The following is a 4,535-nucleotide window of genomic DNA, read 5'->3' as shown; positions in this document are numbered from 1 at the left end:
CACCGGCCACCCCTGGATGCCGGCACTACCCGCGCCCACCTGACCACGGACACCGAGCCGAGCGCACCGGAGGCCGAACGGCCGACCGGCGATCACGCCATGCCACCACACCGCTGAATGTTTACCGAGCGTGGTGTCGAGGACCGCGATGCCTTCGCGGATCTCATCGGCCGTCGTCGTGCACGGTGGGACTACATGGGTCCGGTTGAAGTGCGTGAACGGCCAGAGCCCGTGTGCCTTACAGGCGGCGGCCAACTCTGCCATCGGGGCCGCGGCGGCGCCGGCGGCGTTGAACGGCACCAGCGGTTCGCGGGTGGAGCGGTCGCGCACCAGCTCGAGGGCCCACATCACGCCGAGCCCGCGGACCTCGCCGACGCTGGGGTGCCGGTCGGCGAGCGCGCGCAGCTCGGGGCCGATCACGTCCCGGCCGAGGCTGCGGGCGTGGTCGAGGATCCCCTCTTCGTGAAAGACGTTCATCGACGCCACGGCGGACGCGCAAGCCAGCGGGTGACCGGAGTAGGTGAGCCCGCCGGGATAGGGGCGCTCAGCGAACGTCGCGGCGATCGCCTGCGAGATGACCACACCGCCCAGCGGCACGTAGCCGGAGTTCACGCCCTTCGCGAACGTGATCAGGTCGGGCACGACGTCCCAGTGGTCGACGGCGAACCACTCGCCGCAGCGGCCGAACCCCGACATCACCTCGTCGGCGATCATGACGATGCCGAACTCGTCGCACAGCGCGCGCACGCCCGCTAGGTAGCCGGGCGGCGGCACCAGCACGCCGTTGGTGCCCACCACCGTCTCGAGGAGGATCGCGGCGACCGTGTGCGGGCCCTCGACCATCAGCGTGTCGCGCAGGTACTGCAGCGCTCGCTCGCTCTCCTCCTGCTCGTCCGCCGCGTGCAACGCCGAACGGTAGAGGTAGGGCCCCCAGTAGCGCACCACGCCGGACATCCCGGGCTCCGACGGCCAGCGCCGGGGGTCCCCCGTCACCGCGATGGCCCCGGCCGTCGCGCTGTGGTAGCTGCGATAGGCAGCCAGTACCTTGTGCCGGCCGGTGTGCAGCCGGGCCATGCGCAGCGCGTTCTCGTTGGCCTCCGCGCCGCCGTTCGTGAAGAACACCGCGTCGAGGTCACCGGGAGCCACCTCGGCGATCAGCCGGGCGGCCTCGGAGCGGGCGTCGTTGGCGAAGCTCGGGGCGACCGTGCACAGTCGCGCGGCCTGCTCCGTGATCGCCGCGACCAGTGCGGGGTGCTGGTAGCCGATGTTGACTTTGACCAGCTGGGAGGAGAAGTCGAGGTAGCGGTTGCCCGCGTAGTCCCAGAAGTACGAGCCCGCCGCGCGCTCGATGGGCACCGGGTCGATCAGCTCCTGGGCCGACCAGGAGTGGAAGACGTGCGCCCGGTCGTCGCGGCGGATCCGCTCCTCGTCCGCCCTGCGGGGCTCCTCCACGATGTGGGCGTCCACGGTCTGCGTCATCGTGTCCTCCTTAGCGGGTGCGCGGGAAGCCGAGGTCGACGCTGGACGTGGCCGGGTCCGGCCAGCGCGAGGTGACGACCTTGCTGCGGGTGTAGAAGTTGATCCCCTCCGGGCCGTACATGTGTGTGTCCCCGAGCAGCGAGGCCTTCCAGCCGCCGAAAGAGTAGTAGGCCACCGGCACCGGGATCGGTACGTTGATGCCGACCATGCCGACCTCGACGTCGAACTGGAACCGGCGCGCTGCCCCGCCGTCGCGAGTGAAGATCGCGGTACCGTTCGCGAACGGGTTGGCGTTGATCAGGGCCAGGCCCTCCTCGTAGGTGTCGACACGCACCACCGACAGCACCGGCCCGAAGATCTCGTCGGTGTAGACGGTCATGTCCGGGCGCACGTGGTCCAGCAGCGTCGTGCCGAGGAAGACCCGTCGGCCGGCACGTCCGCCTCCCGGCCGTCGACCACGACCGTCGCGCCCGCCTCGGCACCCGCCCCTACGTAGCCTGCGACCCGGTCCCGGTGTTCCCGGGTGATCAGCGGGCCCATGTCGGTGTCGGCGTGGGCGCCGTCCCCGACGGTCAGCTTCGGCAGCCGCGCGGCGAAAGCATCCACCAATGCGTCGCCGACGTCGCCGACCGCCACGGTGACCGACAGTGCCATGCACCGCTCACCGGCCGCGCCGTAGGCCGCGGACACCACCGCGTCGGCCGCCATGTCGACGTCCGCGTCCGGCAGTACCAGCGCGTGGTTCTTCGCCCCGCCCAGCGCCTGCACCCGCTTGCCGTGCGCCGTGCCCGTCTCGTAGACGTAGTGGGCGATCGGTGTCGAGCCGACGAAGCTGACCGCGGCGACGTCAGGGTGCGTCAGCAGCGTGTCGACGGCCTCCTTGTCGCCCTGCAGCACGGTGAACACGCCGTCGGGGAGCCCGGCCTCCTGCCACAGCCGGGCCAGGAACAGCGCGGCGGACGGGTCCTTCTCACTGGGCTTGAGCACGAACGCGTTGCCGCACGCGATCGCGTTCGCGCACATCCACAGCGGGACCATCGCCGGGAAGTTGAACGGGGTGATACCGGCGACCACGCCGAGCGGCTGGCGGATGTTGTAGACGTCCACGCCCGTGGCGGCCTGCTCGGAGAACCCGCCTTTGAGCAGCTGGGGCACCCCGGCAGCGAACTCGACGTTCTCCAGGCCACGCGCGATCTCGCCCGCCGCGTCCGCGAGCACCTTCCCGTGCTCGGCGGTGATGATCGCGGCGAGCTCGTCCGAGCGATCGTGCAACAGCTCGCGGAACCGGAACAGGACTGCGCTCCGCGTCGAGAGCGACGCACGGCGCCACTCCTTGGCCGCGGCGGTCGCGCTCGCGACGGCGGCGTCCGTCTCGGCCCCGCCTGCCAGGTCCACCTCGCCGGTCTGCCGCCCCGTCGCCGGGTTGAACACTGGCGCCACGCGGCCCGAGGTGCCGGGGGCCTCGCGGCCGTCGATCCAGTGCGGAATGCGCCTCGTCATGCGGGCACGTTAAGCGCCAGGATGCTCCCGAACGAATCCCTATTGTTATGTTACATAAGTGCGGAACGAGCTTCTGTCGGCGATCGAGCACGGCCTGGACCGGCCCACGGCCCGCGACCTGGCCAACGCCGTCGGGCGAGCGATCAGTGACGGCGTCCTGCGCCCGGGCGTCAAGCTGCCGCCGATCCGCGAGGTCGCCACCGAGCTGGCGCTGTCCCCCACCACGGTCAGCGCCGCGTGGGCGCTGCTGGCCCGGTCCGGGACGACCCGGACCGACGGCAGGCGGGGCACCACCGTCGTCGACACGACCGCGCCGTCCGCCGGCCGCTACCGGCAGACGCTCGATCACCAGGCGACGCTGCGCCTCGACCTGTCGACCGGCGTGCCCGACGCCGCCCTGCTGCCGAGCCTGGCAGGCGCGCTCGCGCAGCTCACCACGGCCGGCACCCCCGGCAGCTACCTCGACGAGCCCGTCCTGCCGCAGCTGCGCGAGGGGCTGCTGCAGGACTGGCCGTATCCCGCCACCGAGCTGTCCGTCGTGGACGGCGCGATGGACGCGCTGGACCTGGTGGCCCGCTCGGCCCTGCGGTTCGGCGACCGGGTCGCGGTCAAGGACCCGTGCTTCCCGCCCCTGGTCGACCTGCTCGAGGCGGTCGGCGTCCAGATCGTGGCGCTGCCAATGGACGACGCCGGGCCGGATCCGGCGGCGCTGCACGCTCGATTGGCCGCCGTGGTCCTGCAGCCCCGCGCCCAGAACCCGACCGGCATCTCGATGCGACCCGAACGAGCGCGCTCGCTCGCCGAGCTGCTCGACGGGACCGAGACGGTGATCGTGGAGGACGACTCGGCCGGACCCACCTCCGTATCGACACCGACGAGCCTCGGCCGCTGGCTCCCCGACCAGACCGTGCACATCCGCAGCTTCTCCAAGTCCCACGGCCCCGACCTGCGCCTGGCCGCCATGAGCGGACCGGCCGATATACTGGGTGCCGTCACCGCCCGACGACAGTACGGCCAAGGCTGGAGCAGCAGACTCCTGCAGCGCATCCTGCTCAACCTGCTCACCGACCCCAACGCCTGCTCTGCCGTGTCCGCGGCCCGCCACGAGTACGCCCGGCGCCGCCGGATGGTCGTCGACGAGCTGGCGGCACTCGGCGTCACCGTCAAGGGCACCGACGGGATCAACATCTGGGTGCCGGTTCACAACGAGGCGGCCGCCCATCGTCCGGCTGGCCAGCCAGGGAATCGGCGTCGCACCCGGCAAACCGTTCGCCCTCCTGCCCTCCGCACAGGACCACATCCGCGTCACCGTCGGGCTACTCACCGACCGGCACGCGGAGGTGGCGGTACAGATCGCCGCCGCAGCGCACAGCAGCGGCTGGCGGGCCGGCACGCGCTGAATCGAGACCCGGCGGCACGCAATCGCCTCGCGGGCTAGAGCGTGTCCCGTGGATCATGCGGGTCGGCTGCGGTAGATCTCTTCTGTGCTTGATCGCCACGACTTGACCGACGCGGAGTGGGCACGGCTGGAGCCGTTGCTGCCCGACCGGACACCG

General features: G+C 71.5%; 2 protein-coding genes and 1 pseudogene. 1 reads left to right on the top strand and 2 read right to left on the bottom strand.

Annotated features, from left to right (window positions below):
- Positions 1-1,479 (bottom strand): aspartate aminotransferase family protein (locus KME75_RS40130; RefSeq protein ID WP_219420231.1); only part of this gene is annotated, 1,479 nt, incomplete at its 3' end.
- Positions 1,480-1,489: 10 nt separating this feature from the next.
- Positions 1,490-2,979, bottom strand: a pseudogene (locus KME75_RS40125) (CoA-acylating methylmalonate-semialdehyde dehydrogenase).
- A 58-nt stretch (positions 2,980-3,037) separates the two neighbouring features.
- On the opposite strand from KME75_RS40125, the gene KME75_RS40120 reads away from it, so the two are divergent.
- Positions 3,038-4,417, top strand: coding sequence for an aminotransferase class I/II-fold pyridoxal phosphate-dependent enzyme (locus KME75_RS40120; RefSeq protein WP_219420230.1), 1,380 nt, complete (start codon positions 3,038-3,040; stop codon positions 4,415-4,417).
- Positions 4,418-4,535: the final 118 nt, after the last annotated feature.

This window comes from Pseudonocardia nigra, assembly GCF_019396355.1.
Classification (GTDB): domain Bacteria; phylum Actinomycetota; class Actinomycetes; order Mycobacteriales; family Pseudonocardiaceae; genus Pseudonocardia; species Pseudonocardia nigra.
Note: the sequence above shows the minus strand (reverse complement) of the source record. Positions and strands in the feature narration are given on the sequence as shown.